13 protein-coding genes are annotated in these 17,107 nt (G+C 58.8%); 4 read left to right on the top strand and 9 right to left on the bottom strand.

What is annotated here, in order from left to right; genetic code table 11:
- Position 1: 1 nt before the first annotated feature.
- The 3 genes from LB535_RS00065 to LB535_RS00055 are packed head-to-tail and all read left to right on the top strand — an operon-like array spanning position 2 to position 3,522.
- Positions 2 to 1,006, top strand: a complete 1,005-nt coding sequence (locus LB535_RS00065; protein ID WP_140839031.1) for an SDR family NAD(P)-dependent oxidoreductase — start codon at positions 2 to 4, stop codon at positions 1,004 to 1,006.
- Between the two features lie 26 nt (positions 1,007 to 1,032).
- On the top strand, positions 1,033 to 2,244 hold the full coding sequence (locus LB535_RS00060; protein WP_224630747.1) for a hypothetical protein: 1,212 nt from the start codon (positions 1,033 to 1,035) through the stop codon (positions 2,242 to 2,244).
- A gap of 15 nt (positions 2,245 to 2,259) precedes the next feature.
- The gene (locus LB535_RS00055; RefSeq protein WP_224600663.1) at positions 2,260 to 3,522 is read left to right on the top strand and encodes a polysaccharide biosynthesis/export family protein; all 1,263 of its coding nucleotides are present in this window, start codon (positions 2,260 to 2,262) and stop codon (positions 3,520 to 3,522) included.
- A gap of 21 nt (positions 3,523 to 3,543) precedes the next feature.
- Here LB535_RS00055 and LB535_RS00050 read toward each other — a convergent pair whose 3' ends face one another.
- The 9 genes from LB535_RS00050 to LB535_RS00010 form a co-directional block, all read right to left on the bottom strand.
- On the bottom strand, positions 3,544 to 4,899 hold the full coding sequence (locus LB535_RS00050; RefSeq protein WP_224522968.1) for an HlyD family type I secretion periplasmic adaptor subunit: 1,356 nt from the start codon (positions 4,897 to 4,899) through the stop codon (positions 3,544 to 3,546).
- Between the two features lie 11 nt (positions 4,900 to 4,910).
- A complete protein-coding gene (locus tag LB535_RS00045) occupies positions 4,911 to 6,605 on the bottom strand; it encodes a type I secretion system permease/ATPase (RefSeq protein WP_224523343.1) in 1,695 nt (564 codons plus the stop codon).
- A 336-nt stretch (positions 6,606 to 6,941) separates the two neighbouring features.
- Complete coding sequence (locus tag LB535_RS00040; protein ID WP_140545345.1) at positions 6,942 to 7,655, bottom strand: N5-glutamine methyltransferase family protein; 714 nt, start codon at positions 7,653 to 7,655, stop codon at positions 6,942 to 6,944.
- A 45-nt stretch (positions 7,656 to 7,700) separates the two neighbouring features.
- Positions 7,701 to 7,967: an acyl carrier protein gene (locus LB535_RS00035; protein WP_095768673.1), complete on the bottom strand. Its 267-nt coding sequence runs from the start codon at positions 7,965 to 7,967 to the stop codon at positions 7,701 to 7,703.
- 54 nt (positions 7,968 to 8,021) lie between these two features.
- Positions 8,022 to 9,575: a class I adenylate-forming enzyme family protein gene (locus tag LB535_RS00030; protein ID WP_224630746.1), complete on the bottom strand. Its 1,554-nt coding sequence runs from the start codon at positions 9,573 to 9,575 to the stop codon at positions 8,022 to 8,024.
- Entirely contained in the window at positions 9,572 to 11,590 is a 2,019-nt protein-coding gene (asnB, locus tag LB535_RS00025; protein WP_224625619.1) for an asparagine synthase (glutamine-hydrolyzing), read from the bottom strand. The genes LB535_RS00030 and asnB overlap by 4 nt, the downstream gene beginning before the upstream one ends.
- Positions 11,591 to 11,592: 2 nt before the next feature.
- Complete coding sequence (gene nadE / locus LB535_RS00020; protein WP_224548567.1) at positions 11,593 to 12,576, bottom strand: NAD(+) synthase; 984 nt, start codon at positions 12,574 to 12,576, stop codon at positions 11,593 to 11,595.
- Positions 12,573 to 15,311, bottom strand: coding sequence for a non-ribosomal peptide synthetase (locus LB535_RS00015; protein WP_224630745.1), 2,739 nt, complete (start codon positions 15,309 to 15,311; stop codon positions 12,573 to 12,575). Before LB535_RS00015 ends, nadE begins: the two co-directional genes overlap by 4 nt.
- A 407-nt stretch (positions 15,312 to 15,718) precedes the next feature.
- Positions 15,719 to 16,147: a hypothetical protein gene (locus LB535_RS00010; RefSeq protein ID WP_224630744.1), complete on the bottom strand. Its 429-nt coding sequence runs from the start codon at positions 16,145 to 16,147 to the stop codon at positions 15,719 to 15,721.
- Positions 16,148 to 16,747: 600 nt separating this feature from the next.
- Here LB535_RS00010 and LB535_RS00005 point away from each other — a divergent pair.
- The gene (locus tag LB535_RS00005) at positions 16,748 to 16,930 is read left to right on the top strand and encodes a DUF768 domain-containing protein (RefSeq protein ID WP_095768678.1); all 183 of its coding nucleotides are present in this window, start codon (positions 16,748 to 16,750) and stop codon (positions 16,928 to 16,930) included.
- Positions 16,931 to 17,107 lie beyond the last annotated feature (177 nt).

Below are 17,107 nucleotides of genomic sequence, written 5' to 3'. Positions count from 1 at the left end.
CATGGACTACAAAGGCAAAAAGGTACTGGTCACGGGCGCCGATGGATTTATCGGATCGCATCTCACCGAGGCGCTGGTCCGCAATGGAGCGGATGTCACAGCATTGGCGCTCTACAATTCGTTCGACAGTCACGGCTGGCTTGACGATTTGCCGGACAACATCCGAGCCCACCTGAAATCCGTGCGTGGCGACGTGCGCGACAGCGCGTTCCTGAACAGGATCATGCGCGGCCAAGCTGTGGTTTTTCATCTGGCTGCTCTCATCGCGATTCCATATTCGTATGCGGCTGCCCAGTCATACGTAGAAACCAATGTCATGGGCACGATGAATGTTCTCGAGGCAGCGCGTCAGTGGGACACCGAACGCGTCGTGCACACCTCGACCAGCGAGGTTTACGGCACGGCGCTGACCATGCCTATCAAGGAATCTCATCCGCTGCAGGGCCAGTCTCCATATTCGGCATCGAAGATCGGTGCCGACATGATGGCCGAAGCCTACGCCAGGTCATTTGACGTTCCCGTCGTAACTCTGCGGCCATTCAATACCTACGGCCCACGCCAGAGCGAGAGGGCGATAGTGCCGACCATAATCAGGCAGGCCCTCGACAAGAACTGTTCGGCTATCATGGTCGGGGATACGAGCCCTATCCGCGATCTAACCTTTGTTGAAGACACGGCGGCAGCATTCCTGACCGCAGGCGTGGCGGAACTCAAATTCGGCCATGCCTACAATGCCGGAAGCCAGCGTGCCGCGACGATCGCGGAAGTCCTGGACCTGGTGGTCGAGTTGAGCGGATCGAAGAAGCCTGTCTATCGAGATGAAAGCCGCTTGCGCCCACAGAACTCCGAGGTTCGCGCGTTGCTTGCAGACTCGACGCAATTCGAAACGCAGACCGGGTGGCGAGCCCGTACCAATCTGCGAGATGGGTTGGAGCGCACCATATCGTGGTGGAAAGCGCGTCTCAGCGAGGGGCGGGTGCGCCGGGAAATGGGCTACATGACATGACTTGTCGTCGCCGACATGCGTTGTCGATGATCTTCGCTGTCGCGTGCCTTGGTCCGCATGCTGCCGCAAGCCAGGCGGGCAATACGTCAACGCACTTTGTTGCGACGCCGGCGATGCAGTTGCCCGACTATCTGCGTCCTACGGTCGATCCCGCGTTTGGGGAAACATTCACCCGAATCACAAAATCCGGGCCGCTTGGAAATGGGGTCGCGTGTATAAAAGATTATTGCAGCCACCGTTATTCCAGCGCCCAAGCCTGGAATGCGGACCAGAGCCTTCTCGTTATAACCAACGGCTGCAACGGGATGTGCTTTTTCGACGGACGCACATTCCTACCGCTGCTGATGCGCGATCGATCGGGGGAATGTGAGTGGCATCCCCAAAATGCGGATCTGATGATCTGCGTTCGAGGCCAGCGAATATCGACCTGGGCGCCGCGGACCAATCACGAGGATGTGCTGTTCGATTCAAAGGACTATCGGGATCTGCACTTCGGACCAGGCAAAGGTAACCCGAGCCGAGACGGTAATCGCCTGGCAGTGCGTGCACTTCGATCGGACGGTGCCGAGGTCGTCTTCGCGTACGATCTCAAGCAGCATAGCAAGTTCGCCGATATTGCACTTGGGCGGCTTGCTGGGGTAAATGAGAACTGTTCGATCTCTCCTCTGGGCGAAAACATTCTCTGCATCCAGGCACTCGCGGACGGCACCGAACAGTCGTTTATTTTTTCGATCGACGGCGCTCCAGGCCAGCAGTGGACAGAGCATCATCGGCCGGGGCATGGCGACATGACGGTCGACGCCGATGGGAGCGAGATCTACGTCGGCATCAGCAAATCCTATCCGGACAGCTATCAGGTGATCAAACGCCGGCTGTCTGACGGGAAAGTAACTTCGCTTATGAAATACGGCGAGGCCTCGCATGCTTCTCTGCGTGCTTTGAACAAACCTGGCTGGGTGTTCCTGAGCTACGGCGGCGACCCGAATGTGGTTTCGGCCCGTCCGGAAATGGCACCCTATGCACGAGAGGTTATCGCGCTGCGCCTCGATGGCAGCGGAGAGGTTCGGCGCATAGCGCAAACGCGCAGCGTTGATTTCGACTACCGCAGCGAGACCCATGCCTCGCCATCGCCCGATGGCTCGCAGGTAATCTGGTCCAGCAACTGGGGTGTGCCCGGCGGACCTGTTTATGATTTCGTCACCCGCGTCGACTGGTCGGAAGAGGCGAAGTCGAACTGAATGGAGATGTCACCGATGGCATTCATGAACCGAAATCTTCTTGCAGCGATAGGTGTGCTGGCTGCGGTTGATGCTGCCTCCGCGGCGAACGACCGGCCAGCCTACCATCTCTCCCCCGGCGACATCGTCGAAATAGGAATCTCTTCGATACCGGAACGAACTCAACGTGCGGTAATCCAGATGGACGGTACGATCGCGCTTCCCCAAGTCGGGAAGATATCCATCGGCGGTCTGACGCCTGCCGAGCTGCAGGCCCGCATGGAAACGATCTTGCCTACCAAGATATTTCAGCAGCGTTTGCCCGATGGGCGAGAGCAGATGATCGTTGTCCAACCTGGCGACGTGACCGCGATAGTCGCGGAATATCGCCCGATCTACGTGACTGGCGAGGTGCTCACTCCCGGCCAGCAGGCATATCGGCCTCTCATGACGGTGAGACAGGCGATTGCTGTGTCTGGCGGTCTCAGCCTTCTGCGCTCACGCGTAAATCAGACCGGTCCTGACCCGGTTGATCTGCAGCGCGACTATGAATCGCTTTGGGGGGAATACACCCGCGACTATTACCACAGTGCTCGCATTCGCGCCGAACTGCAGGATCAGCCAAGTTTCGATACCAAGCCCCCCCAAGGGTCGCCATTGTCTGCCGCCTTCAGCTCGGCCATTGCCGACGCCGAAAGAGAGGCGCTGAAGATCTCTCTCGATAACTTCCAGCAGGAACAAAGCTACGTTGATCAGGGCGCAAAGGATGCCGCGGCGCAGATCGACGTTCTGACCAAGCGCCAGCAGGTCGAGAGCGACGGGGTCAAGGCGGATGAGGATGACCTGGCTCGGGTGACGAAATTGTTTCAAGCGGGCAATCTGACCAACGCCAGGCTGTCTGACGTCAGGCGCTCCGCGCTACTCTCTTCCAATGGGCAGCTTCAGACATCGGTCGAGCTCATGCGGGCGCGACGCCAGCAGGAAGATTATCTCAGGCAACGCGAGCGCAATGAAAACCTGCGAAGGATCGGCTTGCTGACCGAGTTGAAAGATACCGATGTCCGTCTTGCCGACACCACCGCAAGGCTCCACGCCACCAGCCAGAAATTACAACCCGCTGGCGCGTCCGCTCTGCCGCTGCCGGTAAGCGGAGAAGCCATTCAGACCCAGATCACCATCGTGCGCAAGATTGGTGAAGAATGGCGCAAACAACTCGTCGAAGAAGATTCAGAAGTGCTTCCGGGAGATACGATCGAGGTGAGGTTCAGCAGCGATCTAGGACGTGCAGCAAGCCAGTAGGGGGCCGCGTTTGCGATCCCGCTATTGCTTGAAGGCCCGGGAAATCTGATCGGTCAATGGCTTAAGCAAATACGACCAGACGCTGCGCTCCTCGGTGCTTATGTGAACTTCGGCAGGCATGCCTGGCTTTAGGATTTTCTCACCCTTCAGGCAGGTGGCCTGGTTGTCGACGTGGATGCGAGCCGAAAAATAGGAAAGCTGGCGTTCCTGATCCTTGATCAGATCTGCAGAGATACGCTTCACCGAACCCTCGCAGACAGGTGTGGTTCCGACGTCGAAAGAGGGAAAGCGGATTGATACCCGCTGCCCGGGCTGGACATCATCCATCCGGGTCGGCGGAATGAGCGCATCCACGACAAGGTTGTCGGTGTCGGGCACAACCACCATGAGCACCTCTCCCGGTCCAACTACGCCTCCGACGGTGTGGATAGAGGATTCTTGTACCGTCCCGGTCTGGGGAGATCGGATATCCGTCCTTGCGAGCTCGTCGTCGGCCACTATCTTGCGCTCTTCGAGCTCTGTGCGCTTCGCTTCGTTTTCGCGGAGCTCGCTTGTCACGTCGCTGCGCATCTGCTCGTCGAGCTGAAGCACCTGCAAGTCCGTTTCACTGATGTGGGCTTGCACCTCCGCGATTGCTGCAACAAGTCGCCCCGACTCACCGCGAGCACGAGCCTCTTCCAGGCTGACATTGCTCAGTCGCTCCTTGGACACCAATTTCTTGGAGTAAAGAGCTTGGACGTCGGCAAGGCTGCGGGTAAGGAGATCCAAGGAGTCATTCGTCGCGGCAAGCTGAGCCTTGAGACCGTCAATCTGATGTCGAAGTTGCATCGAGCGGCTCTGCAACTGCGCCTTTTGGCCAGCCAATGCCGTAGCCCGGCTTTCAAACAAGGCACGTTCTCCATTGACAAGAGCAGCCACCCGCGGGTCGCTCATCCTCACGCGCAGACTGGGAGGAACCTGCATTTCCGGCAGCCCTTGCCGCTCTGCCTCGAGCCTGGCCAGGCGGATGGTGACTCGGTCGAGATCTTCACTGACAATCTGCAGGTTTGAGCGTGTGAGCGTGTCGTCAAGCCTGACCAACACGGCGCCGGCACGCACATGATCACCATCCTGGGCGAAGATTCCACCGATGGTGCCGCCGGTCCGATGCTGGACCTTCTTTACACTGCTTTCGACCACAACGGTCGCTGGCGCGATCACAGCGCCGGCGATCTTGGTTAGTCCCAACCACGTCCCTCCGCCAACGAGCAGAAAGGCGGTGGTTGCCAAGCCCAGAACCAGGTTGGCGCGGATGCCATCCGGATCATTGATCAGCCTGGTTCCGAGCCAACGACTTGCGTCGTTGACACGAGCATAGGAAATCGTCGCGTCAGACACGGAATAGGACCTCAAGCGTTACCGGCATTTTTTTGCAGCGGAACGACTGCCGGCTGGGGGAAGGGGCGGACGACATTTGAGAGAACATCTTCTCGCGGGCCAAATGCGTGGACCATCCCGTTCGACATGACCAATACCTGATCAATATTGACGAGCGCAGAAGGGCGATGCGCCACGACGATCACGATACCGCCACGCTGGCGCACCGCCAGGATCGCCCCCGCCAACGCAACATCGCCGTCTGAATCCAAGTTGGAATTCGGTTCGTCGAGCACGACGAGAAACGGATCGCCGTAAAGTGCCCTGGCCAATCCGACCAGTTGCCTCTGCCCGGCCGACAGGGCCGTCCCGCCTTCGCCGATTCGTGTTTGGAATCCTTGAGGCAATCGCATGATCATCTTGTCGACACCAGCCGCTCGAGCGGCTGCCATGACGCCTTTTGGGTCGCTCTGGCCACCAAATCTCGAAATGTTGTCGGCAACCGTTCCGTCGAACAGTTCGACATCCTGCGGCAAATAGCCGATATGAGCACCGAGCAGTTCCGAACTCCACTGATCGAGAGCAGCGTCGTCCAATCGAACCGTTCCCCGAATTGGCTTCCATACTCCGACCAGGGCACGCACCAGCGTTGTCTTCCCGGAACCGCTAGGGCCGACGACTGCCATCCCAGCGCCGCTCGCCAGGCGAAAGCTTACATTGAGAACCGTCGGCCGTTGTGCGCCTGGAGGGGCTATCGTCAATTCCTCGACGGAGAGTTGCCCCCGCGGGCTGGGAAGCTCCATGGGAGCGCTTTGGCTACCGAAAGCATCCAGCGCTGCAGTCAAGTCGGAGTAGCTTCGGCGTGCGGCCAGAAATCCTCTCCAGTTTGCGATCGCGGCGTCGACCGGCGCCAAAGAGCGGCCAAGCAATATCGAAGATGCGATGATCACACCCGGGGAAGCGTCCCCCCCGATCACCAGATAAGCGCCCAGCCCGAGTACACTCGATTGCAAGGCCATCCTGAGTGTCTTCGACAATGATCCGGTTCCGCCCACGATGTCGGAGAGCCGTTCCTGGTTCTTGAGATAGGCGTGGCTGACTTCTCCCCAGCGTCGGCCAAGCCTGGCGGAGAGACCCATCGCCTGAACGACTTCCGCGTTGCGGCGGCCCGCATCGGCAAGGATGCGTTGCGCAACCAGTGTTTCGGAAGTTCGGGCCGCGGGGCCGCGGCCGGCAATTTCTGCGACCACGGTCAAAAGCACGACAACAACGGCGCCGACGGTTGCCAGTAGCCCAAGGGAAGGGTGCAACAGGTAGATGACCACCATGTAAAACGGCATCCACGGGGCGTCGAAAAAAACGGTCGGCCCCAGGCCGGAGAGAAAGCCGCGCAGCTGGTCCAGGTCGCGAAGCGGCTGCACCCGGTTCGCCTCCTGCCCGGCGACCAGGGGTACCGACAGCGATATGGTGAAGGCCTTGTGCTGCAGATTTCTGTACAGGCGATTGCCGATTCGAACCAGCAAGCGAAGCCGCACGAAATCGAGCAGCCCGTATATGGCGTAGAGGCCCAGCATGCCGACCGTAAATCCCACGAGCGTCGGAACGCTCTGCGAGGGAAGCACACGGTCATACACCTGCAGCATGTAGACGGAGCCGGTCAGGGCTAGAATATTTATCACCGCCGAAAAGAGACCAATGCCAACCAGCCCGGACCAACAACCCGACATGGCTGAGAGCAAATGTTGCGTACGATGTTCCCTCACGACGCGCGATCTCTCACTCGAGATTGTCGCACGGCCTCGTGGACGCTGTCAGCGTAGGACAAGATCTTACCTTTCGTTGTGACCCGCCCACCCCGAACATTACATCAAGCTAACATTCGTCAAATTTTATCAAAATGCAGCAAAATCGTGACGCTCAGACGCTAAATCGTGAATCGCCACGAACAAGCTGGGGATAACCGACCCTGGAAAGCGAGCGTTTATTGACCATTTGAAGGTCGACGGGGTCTGCCCTTTGTCGGATCACGTTTTGGTGTCTGTTGGATGAGGAAAGTGACCTGATCAGACATTCGACGCGCGTGGTTCATCGGGGTTCTTCATATGGGCGACAACGACACGGCCCTCGCCAGCTTCGTTCGAGATCGTGCCAATATTCTCGTAGGCCTTTGCGCGGTTGAGCAGACTCACGACTTGCCGGTCCTGGCCAAGGCCAACCTCGAACAGCAGCATGCCACCTGGCCGCAGGTATTGCGGCGCGTCTCTTATCACCCGCATGTGGATGCTCAGACCGTAAGGGCCAGCCGCAAACGCCTCGCGCGGCTCGAGCTCGGTCAAGTGAGAGCGGTCGCCCTCGAGCCGCTTTTCCGAGATGTATGGCGGGTTGCAGACGATCATGTCGATCCTGCCGACAAGTTCCGGGCCGGAGAGAGGCTCAAACAGGTCGCCCTGCAGCACCGAAACGCGCCCTGCCAATCCATGATGGTCGACGTTGCGGCGCGCGGCTTTAACGCACCCATCCGTTAGGTCGCTCGCCCAGATCCGCGCGGTGGGGGCATAGTGCGCTATGGCGCATGCCAGATTGCCGGCGCCGCAGCACATATCGATAACGCGGGGTTCTGCAGTCCTCAACTGATCCAAGGCGCCGAGGGCGGCTGTGCCCAGCAGTTCCGTCTCCGGGCGTGGCACAAGCGCGCCAGGTGCCACGAGCAACTCCAGCCCCATGAAGATGGTGCGCCCTTTGCTGTAGGCATCCTCGACGCTGATTTCTTGGCTCACGACAACCCGCTTTTCCCAATGCTGTCGTTCGGGAGACAGCTATGATCAGTTCTTTTTTCGGATGACGTATTGTGCAATCCCTTGGATGGAATCGAGGTTCTCAGGCAGAAGCTCGCTGTCTTCGACGACAATGCCAAAGGTTTCCTCAATGAATCCGATGACCTCCAGGACTCCCGTCGAGTCGACGATACCTTGGTCGAGCAGTGACGTATTGTTTTCCAGAGCCTCAGCGTCAGCAACATAGAAGTTGGACGCCAGAAACCCCCGAATTTTCTCGCTGTAAGTCTCTATCCTGTCTTCGCTGGACAACATTTTGCTTCCCCGGTTAAAACAAGAAAATTGACGCCAAGTCTCGCGGAAAACGCCTCATGACAAAGCCGTCTTCTTAAGTTTTCCCGTATCTGTCATCGGCAGGCTGGGTACAATGACAATTGATTTTGGGACCATGAAATTTTCCAGGCGCCTCTGACATTCCTTCTGCAGTTGTTTCTCGTCGATGGACTTTCCTTGCTCCATCACGACGAACGCCTTCACCGCCTGCCCAAGAAGTTCGTCCGGAACGCCTATCACGGCGGCCTCCCGCACCCCTGGAATGCCAACAAGCGCGTTCTCAACCTCTTTGGGCGCGACCTTCTCGCCACGGGATTTGATGATCTCATCGCCACGACCTACGAAATAAAGGTACCCTTCCGCGTCGATCCGACAGTAGTCGCCGGTGTAGAGGACCTGTTCACCGGGCAGAGGACCAGGTTTAAGCTTCCTTGCGGTCGCCTCTGGCTTGCCCCAGTAGCCCTTCATCACGGTCGCGCCGCGGATGACGAGCTGGCCGACGACGTCGGGGCCGACCCGCTTGTCGTCGTCGTCGACGATCCACATTTCCGTGTTCGGGATGGCTATCCCGACGCTCGACGGCTTTCGTTCAAGGTCCTCTGGCGGCAGGTAGGTGCAACGCTTGCACTCGGTGAGCCCGTACATTGAATAGATGCGCGCGCTCGGAAAAAGGTCCTGGAGCATGAGAATATGCTTCAACGGCAGGGCGGCCGCGGTATTCGTAACATAGCGAATGCTCGAAAAATCCTGATCCTTCAGCGATTTGAGCTCCGAGAGCGCCGCAAAAATAGTAGGCACGCCGGGGAAACCTGTGACCCGTTCTTGCTTGATCAGTCCAAGGATCTGCGCAGCAAAAGCAAACGAGCGTTCAAGCACCAGACGGGCGCCAGTGCGGAACGCCATGATCATCTGGTACAGGCCGTAATCGAATGCCAAGGGCAGGACATTGAGGATCACTTCGTCTTCGCCGAGCTCAAGATACGATGCGATCGAGGTGCAAGCCGCCATCATGTTTGTGTGCGTCAGCATCACGCCCTTGGGCTCGCCGGTAGAACCTGACGTGTAGATTATGGCGGCGAGATCAATGTCGATGCATCGGCGCGCCGGTGCCTCCCCGTTGCCGGCAATCGCAACATCCCAGCGAACCGCATGAGGCAGTTGCATCAACTCGGCGTCATCTATAGGCCCGGAGACAATCATCCGGCGCAGTGACGGGCAGTTGCGGGCCGGCTCACTGAAGACCGAGGTCAGATGGTTGTCCGTTATCAGCGCGGCTGGCAGGCAATCGTTGAGCAGGTAATGAAGCTTGTCGCTCTTGGTCAGCGGATTGACGATGCACACCACGGCATTCGCCTTGAGCACGGCCCAGAAGCTGACGACCGTCTCGACGGTGTTGTCGGCGAAGATCATCACGCGATCGCCGCGCGTCACGCCAGCGTCAGCCAGGTGTTGCGCAACGTTGTTGGCACGAGTCTCGATCTCGGCATAGGTCACGCGTTGCCCGCCGCAGACCAGCGCCACCTTGTCACCCAGCCGGTCGGCCGAGTGCCTGAGATAGTCGTGCAACAGCGGTATGGCTCCCTGCATCATGCCAACACCTCTTCCTTGATCTCATGGTCAACGTCGACGCTGAGCTCGATCTTCTGCCTGCCGATGGGGCGGCTTGCGATAAACTGCTGGTGAAGAAGCTGCGTGGAGAGCACGCCCACCAGCGCCATGTTGTCGGAATTGGAAAGATCTTGGTCCACGGTCCGGGCTCGACACTTGCCCAGCAGGCGCGCGACCGACTCCGCATCGAAGACATTTGCGTCGCGCAACGCTCTTTCCGAAAGTGCCTCGCGCACATAGGCTGGTGCATTGTCGGCAACGAAGCATTGAGCGTTCGGCGCCCTGTAGGGCTGTTTCTTGCGGGCGATGATTTCCGGCGGCAGGATCGGCTCGGCCACCCGCTTCAGCACATGCTTCTCGTCCAGAATGCGCAGCTTGTATTTGGCTGGAAGCGAGTTCGCGAGTTTTACAACGTCATCGTCGAGGAACGGGAAGCGCCCTTCGACAGAGTTGCCCATCAGCATTCGGTCTCCCTGCGAGGAGAGCAGATAGCCGGACATCAAAGTCTGGATTTCGATATACTGGTCCTGTGCTAGAGAGTCCCAGCGCGAAAATTCGTCGGGCAGGCGCGCAAGGAACGCGGCGGCCGCGTTGTACGGTTCCGTCTCGGCTTTCATGTCGGCAGAAAACAACCGCTTGAGAGCGCTGGTCGTGCGCCAACGGGTACCATGTGCGAAGCCTGGCGCATCATGGGCATGGATATCATGTCCGAAGAACTGACGCGCCATTGCTTGCTGATGCACCGGGGAACGAGTGAGATAGGGATACAGGCGTTCCAGCAATCGCGCGCGTCTCGTCGAGGATGGTTGATGCCCCCAGAAACGGCGCACCTTCCCTTCCCGGAACAGGTCGTAGCCAGCGAACATTTCATCCGCGCCTTCGCCCGTCAGCACGACCTTGATTCCGTGCTCGCGTACCAATCTTGAAAGCAGAAGCAGTGGCGCCGGCGCGGTCCTCAGGATCGGACGTTCGGTGTGGTAGATCACCTCCGGAAAGACATCGGCGATATCGCTGCGAGAAACCGTCACCTCGTGGTGCTCGCTGCCGGTCGCGCCTGCCACCAATCGCTGGTAGCTGGTCTCGTCATACTCAGCATCGGCAAACCGCAGCGAAAACGTCTGGAAGCGGTCGCCGGCGATGCGGCTTGCCATCATGGCGACAAGCGAGCTGTCGAGTCCGCCAGACAGGTAGCAGCCAACAGGCACATCGGCCTGGTCGATCCGCAGCGCCGTCGCGGACTGCAGAGCCTCGCGCACTTCGTCCACGGCATCATCGAGCGACCCCGGGAATTCATGGCGTTCGTCGAACGCCTCCGGATAGCTGGGTTTCCAGAATGCCTGCTCACGAACGGTTCCGTTCTCATAGACCCGAATGTGGCCAGGCTTGAGTTCCCGGACCCCTTTGAATACGCCTTGCGGCGGGACCACCGTCCAGAGAGTGAACGTCTGATCAATGCCGGCTGGATCGAAGGCTCGCGGCAAAGCCGCGTCGGCCGCGAAAATGGCCTTCACTTCGCTGGAAAAATAGAGGCGCCCAGCGTGCTCGCAAAAATGCAGGGGGCATATGCCGAACCGATCGCGCGATAGCACGAGGCGGCCGGCCAGCGAATCCCAGATCGCGATTGCCCATTGCCCGTTCATCCGCTCAAAAGCGGAGTCGCCCCATTCGCGATATGCATGAACTGCCACTTCGGTGTCGCTGCGGGTGCGGAAGCGATGACCGAGCGCGACCAGCTTCTCGCGAAGCTCAACGTAATTGAAAATCTCGCCGTTGAAGACAATCCAGGTCTTGCCGCTCGTGTCGGCAAGCGGCTGTTGCCCATTCGAAAGGTCGACAATTGAAAGGCGTGCGTGGGCCAGCCCCGCGCGATTGTCGCGGTAGAGGCCGTGTTCGTCCGGACCGCGATGCACGAGCGACCCCGCCATGCGCAGAAGCGCCTCGCGCGAAGGCCGCGCCGCGGTAGCGTCCAGTGCCACGATTCCGGCTATGCCGCACACGCTCAGCCCTCGTCCATCTCGACGGCGGGCAGGGGTCTCGCGTGAAGATAACGCGCTGCGCGCCGCTTGCTTTCAATGTCCTTGAAGACTTTCTGAACCTGGTCGGGAGTGAGGCCGGCGACCGCTGCGATCTCGTTGGCAGAAATGCCGTGGTTCAGGCCATAGAGACACAAATCCGTCAGGTGATATGGCAATGCGAAATAGAACTCCTCCTGGCTTTGCGCCATGGAGAACGTATCCGTGGTTGGTGGCCTGCGCCGCACCTCAGGGTCTATCCCGAGATACTCCGCAAGTTGATAGACTTGCGTCTTGTAGAGGTGGACGATCGGCAGCACGTCGGCGATTCCATCGCCCTGTTTGACGAAAAAGCCTTGGTCGTGTTCCAGCCGGTTTGGCGTGCCTGCCACCGCGTAGTTGAGACGGTCCGCGTGATAATACTCCGTCATCTTTCGCACGCGTTGCTTGTAGTTGGTGGCGGCGACGATCTGCAGATAGGTTGCGGGTGGCAGTCTGACCGTGTCGACTTTGCCATCCGGATCCTCGACCGTCAGTCTGGTAATGTTGATGCCGTTGCTTTCCAGAACCGACGCCATCACCAGCTTGCACTTCCAGCCTTGACCGTAGGCGGGAACGACGGTCCGTATCGCCTCGATCTGACGTGAATAGGCACCGATGCCCTCCAGGGCAGGCGTGATGTCTTCAACGATCGAATCGATACCAAGTTGCGACGCAACCGTTCGGCCAAGCCGCAGCGAGTCGCCGGAAGAATGGGATTCCGGCATGAATAGGCCGAGGACCTTATCTTTCCCGAACGCGCCGACGCAGAGTGCTGCGACAACGGAGCTGTCGATGCCCCCAGAGAGGCCGACAACGACGCCTCGGCGCCGGAGTGCACCAAAGACCTGTCGACGCAAGGCTTCTACGATGCGATCGACCTCGGCACGAGCGTCGAGCACCAGGGCATCCTTGCCAAACCCGGAGATCACGTCGATGACCGTTCCTCCCCCTGGCGAGATTCTTCTGGCAGATAAGTTCGGGCCACGGCCGCCTCGATGAGCGGTCGGTTGAAGGCCACGTTAGGCTCTGAGACCATGTCGATGTGGGTGCCAATGATTGGGATCACATCCAGGTCTGCGAAAGCATTGTCCCACCCGATGGCGCGAGGCATTCCAGGACGGGCGCAGCGAAATAGGGTACCCGTGATCGGCAGTCGGGGTCTTGGCGTCTGGAGCCACTGAAAAAACGCTTTGGCCCTCAAAACTTCCTGAAGCTCCAGCTTGGCCCTGAAGCTGGTCGCGTTGAATTTCTCCTGGGCATAGCGATCAAGCAAGCGGGCCAGTTGCATCTCGTAGCCCATTCGGACCACGACTTTTGCAAGGGCGCGGCAAGCCATTCTGTAGGCGGTAATACGATTGGTTCGGATTCGATGAATTGTGCGGACGACCGTCTCTCGGTAAGTGCTCCGTTCACCGAGCAGGCTGGTGTCGAGGATGCCCAGAAATTTCACATTTCGCCCGACAGCCAGCAGCCTTGAAGCAACTTCAAAAGCAACGACGCCGCCAAGCGAATGGCCGAGAAGTCGTACGTTACCTTCAGGCTGGGCGCGCCGTATCTGGTCGAGCGCGGCCTCGGCCATATCTGCGACCGAGTTTTTTCCCTGCAATATCATTGCCAAGGCGGGATACCTGATCGGGACAACCCGGGCGGTTCTACCCATGGAGGCCGCGAAGGCGGCAAGGCTAGGGCCATAGCCGACGGACCCGGGGAGCAGGAAGAGAATTGGCGGATGCTCTTTGCGCGAGCTGGCCTGCTCGTTACCTGCTTTCGCGGCCGCGACGGCCCTCACCATTTCGTCGAAATTCATTCCGACGGTGAAAGGTTCAAGGTCGATCTCCAGGCCGAGGACGCTTTCGATCTCCATGACACAATGCAGCAGCTTCAGCGAATCGCCGCCGGCGTCATCCCAACGTCCCGCGGCAACGCGCGTGTTCAGAATCTTGGTCCAGGCACGTTGCACGATCTGCTGGATAGTCCGTTCGGGTCCTGTATTCGGAGCCTGGACAATGCGGTCCTGCCTCACGCTTGCGCCGTCCAACTCGGCAAGCCTCGCCATGTCGACCTTCCCGCCCGGCAGGCGTGGAATTTCGGCAATGGCGTGCAGTCTCAATGGGCACAGAGGCGGCGGCAGTGTCGTTCGCGCAAGATGGCGGAGATCGTCCGCGAAGTTGGAAGTGGCCGGCCCGCGAGGTACGGCGAAGGCGATGAGTTCCGTTGACGCCGTCACAATCGCTACAGCGTCCTCAACGGAAGGCGCGCCACGCAAAACCCGCTCCAGCTCCGCGGGTTCAACGCGTCGGCCATTGATTTTTATCTGACGTCCCTTGCGACCCATGATCTGAAGCAGGCCATGGTCGTCCAGTTGAACGAGATCACCCGTTTCAAAGATGCGGACGGACGGGTTCTCGGGGTCTGCAGCCACGGGCACGACGACGCCGTTCTCCCAATGGCCAAGCAAGACATACGGACTTTTTATGACAAGCTCTCCAGTCCCGCCGGGCGGCACCGGGCGTCCTTGCTCGTCGATGATCGCGAAACTAATCCCTGGAAGGAGCCATCCAACAGGAACCGAGGCAGCCTGCTCCGGCCAATCGGTCGGTACAAACCATTGTGATCCTGTCGTCTCGGTTGACGAGTAGCCGATCTGCACCAGGCAGTTGCTTGAAACGGCGTCGCGTAGCAGCTTGATGTCAGACCATGAAACCTTTTCGCCGCCGATCCGAGCCACCCTGAGACTGCGGAATGCGTCTTCTGATTTGTTCGCCATAAGCGCCCGCAGGAGAGCCGGCACCAGGTAAGTGACAGTCACTCCCTCGGCTTGCATCCGGTGTAAAACCGCGCGCAAGCCTACGGCTTCGACCTCAAGAAGATGCAATGTGGCGCCGGTAAGAAGGGCGGCGAGCACCTCTCGACACCCAGCGATAGTGGCCGGTCCCGTGAGAGGCAGAAATACGTCCTGCGCATTGATGTGACAGGCGTTTACATATTGCTGAACACGCCATAGCAGGCTGCGTTGACTGTTAACGATGCCTTTTGGCCGACCTGTACTGCCCGAAGTGTAAAGGACGATCGCGGGGGCATCCACGGATACCGGATGGAGCTGGGGAACGCGATCGCTCTTCGGTTCGCCGCGGGGCGAGACATTTATCCAGCCGACAGTTCGCGGCAGGCCCGTGGGTCGGACATCTCCATCCCCTATGATGGTCGATAACCGCGCCTCGGACACGATCGCATTGATCCTGGTATCCGGATCCCTCGTGTTCAGGGGTACCAAAGGCCGCCCTGCGGCCATGCTCGCCAGCATCGCCAAAGGAAAGAAGGCCGTATTCGCAAGGAGAATTCCGACGGCGTTTTCGGCGGGAGTGATGGCGAGGATGCGGCTAGCCAGTGCTTCGACAGCCGAGACGAGTTCCGAATAAGTGAAGCGGTTGGTTGCGTCGGTAATCGCCAGCTTTTCGGGATACTGACTGGCCACATTTTTCAAATGATCGACAATGGCGACATCGGCATAATCAGCGTCCATCCGCTGATAGGGGCGCAAGACAGGGCCGCCTTGGTCGAGAGCGTATTCCGGGACGTTCGTCCATTTGTTATTTGCCGCCGATTGAGAATCCGTCCGCGGATATTCAATCGCGAGTTCCGATCCTGAGTAGGCTGGTGACATGACGGGCTCACGCTATGGATAGCGTCAGTTATCGCCGCCCGCCCAAACCATTTCATCGATCATTCTGATGATGCTGGCGACGCTAGAGGTGTACATCGAAAAATTTCGCGCCCGCCTCATGGCGGCGGGGCGTCAGACTAAAGAACAGCCGTGCGACATGGAGAGCTGATGCCGCGGCGCGGGCCGGGGCAGATTTGCATTCTGAATGGCTCGTCTAGCGCCACGGTCTGTGTTGCCAAAAGGCATGTCGCGCTCAGCCACTCGCTACACGATATCCACTGAGAAAATTTTGAAGATAGTTACAGCGCGCAGCGCGCGATCGACTCGGTTGCTGTCCTTCGGACGGTCCTTTGGAAATACCGCAATCTCTACGACCGGCGATACGACCGGTTTTGCATCGACGGCACTTAGCGAGTTCCGCCGGCGATCCTGTTTGTCCACGCGGCGATGGCCAGTCCGCAGATCGCGCCTGCAAAATCAGCAATCCAGTCGAACATGTCCATGTCCCGCGCCACCAGCGGGGTGGCCTGAAGAACCTCGATCGCCGCCCCTACAAAAAGGACGAATACAACCAGCCTCAATTTTTGCTTGGGCCAACCGAGACCGCCGAGGATCCCCAAAGTCGTGAAGGCGACCGCATGATTGAGCTTGTCGTGACTGAACGTGAAACCCATGCCCAGCATATCGAGGATAGCGCCGGGCAGCAGAGCTAATAAAACAATTCCCACCAACGCGAATGGAAAGGTCATTCTCGCCACCAGCGAGCAGGTGTCCGTTGCCGGCAAACGCGTCAGTCCTTCGATCGAGCCTGCTGGAGCTTTCTCAAGCCGCGGCAATTAACCTCGTCAATCCTCCCGCTTAGAACCGCCGCCATGCCGGCGCATCGGCTAAATGAATGAGGGCGTCGGAGGTGAAAGCTCATTGGGTCTAACAACACCGGGATATGCCTGCGTTGCCGCAGCGGACCCGATCATCCGCCATGTGAAGAGGTTCACCTAGCCAGGCGTTTAGTTGCGCTATGTTGGAGAGGAGAGTCGCAACGGTTTGGGGATATTCGTCGAAGGACGGCCGTCGACAATCACTTCACCCTACCAGGGGAGTGTCACTTGGAACGAGGAAGCCGCCTTCTAGCAGGTCCAGAGCGTCCAGCGCTTCTTCGACCCGCAAATGCGCCAAAGGAATTCCGTCAACGAGCAAAACTTTTTGGTCGCCTACGTCGTAGACCTCCCAAAGCCTGTCCATTCCCCGCCGGATGGCGTGCCGTCGTTCCATGCGCGGACAATATGAGCCATATGCGAGTTTGAATAGGGAACGATCCCGGCGGTGACAAATTATAGCGTGGAAAACTGGTCAAGCTTGATTGCACGTAATCATGGATACAACCCTGGAATGGTTTTACAGTGAGTGAACGAGGCCTGAAATTCCTTCAGGAGTGGATGGATAGCAATCTGCCGCATCATTCATCATCTGACACGATCTTAGCGCAAGAGCTTGCAAGGCGATTAACCAGCGACGCAAAAAAGGCTGGAATTCGATCGGAAGAGATCTCGGAGGAGGTCGGCAGCATCTTCTCAACGATGCTCGAGGCGCTTGGAAGTAGGGATCCCGTGCCGGATTGAGAGCAGAACGTGGGCTGCGCACCGAAGAAGCGCTCCGGCCCACAACGATAGGAACTACAGCTGCCCTGTCGGACATGTTGAAGTAAGATGTCTGGTTGGCGCCCTCATGCCGCCATCCTGCCGATCGAGAAATATTCGATGCCGTAGCGCGCGATCACCTTGGGATCGTAGAGATTG

Source organism: Mesorhizobium sp. CA10 (genome assembly GCF_020165285.1).
GTDB lineage: Bacteria > Pseudomonadota > Alphaproteobacteria > Rhizobiales > Rhizobiaceae > Mesorhizobium.
This window is presented reverse-complemented; position numbering and strand designations above follow the sequence as displayed.